Source organism: Pseudomonas defluvii, from assembly GCF_001695625.1.
Classification (GTDB): Bacteria; Pseudomonadota; Gammaproteobacteria; order Pseudomonadales; family Pseudomonadaceae; genus Aquipseudomonas; species Aquipseudomonas defluvii.
In genome coordinates, this window is record NZ_MBPN01000287.1 from 1 (window position 1) to 992 (window position 992).

The following is a 992-nucleotide window of genomic DNA, read 5'->3' on the forward strand; positions in this document are numbered from 1 at the left end:
TATTTAGAGCACGGTACTATTTTAGGGTCAATTCTGTTGGCGCCCGAAGATACGGTAACCTTGGTCAAGGTGATTTTTTTATTTCTGTCGACATTTCTATTTACCGCTACATTGGGTGGCCCGGTTTCAGAGGTGCCTGATTTTTCTCGAGGGATAAAGCGTCAGTCCTTGTTCTATTGTTTTCTCTGCTTGTCTTTTTTAGTTGTGGTCTCATTTAATTTGATCGAGATGGATGCGATCTATAGTCAAGGTTACGTTGCGTTTCAAAAAGGAGAGCTTGCCGTTAAGAAGAGCTTGCCAGTTCTTCTTTTTGAAATTTTTTTTATGGTTCTTGTTTCTCTCGGGTTGTATGCAAAAAGTAGAATTTGCTTTGTGGCATTGATGGTATATGCGTTAACCTCAATGTTTACAGGGGTGCGGATGCCTGGTGCTACGCTTGCTTTTTTTGGTGTGCTCTATTTTTATCCACACTGGCGTGTAAGATTGGTCTCCTCCTTATTGGTTATGATGGTATGTGCCCCGCCATTATTGATGCTTACTCAGGATTTGAGGGTGGTAGGCTACTCTGCTTTTTCTCAGTTTGATCTTGGTAAGGGTTACTATGATCTGATCAAGGTTCTTGGGTTTACTGTTGATACGTTAAAGGCGGCAATTATTGTAGAGTCTGGTGATTTCAATATTTCGCCATTTTTTAAGCCGCTGCAAGTACTTTCGGTATTCCTTGAGCGCGTACTAGGTATTGAGTTTTCTGTTCCATACACCTCGTTTGGCCCAGCGCTTACTCAGTACTTCGAACCTGAATTGTATGAGCGTACCGGGACGACATTCGGCTCATCCGCTATTGCAGAGGCTTGGTACTATCTCGGGTATTTAGGCGTCGTTTTGCTCGGGGTGGGAACTTTCTATATAAGTAAGTTCTTTTCTTTTTTGAGTTACGGCTCTAGGGTGTGGGGCACGCTGGTCTATTTTATATTTTTGCCTAGATTCATTAT

At 42.3% G+C, this 992-nt stretch carries 1 protein-coding gene; it reads left to right on the top strand.

Features of this window, described 5'->3' with window-relative positions; translation table 11 throughout:
- On the top strand, positions 1-992 hold a 992-nt coding region (wzy, locus tag EKA13_RS27350; RefSeq protein ID WP_125862982.1), incomplete at both ends, for an O-antigen polysaccharide polymerase Wzy.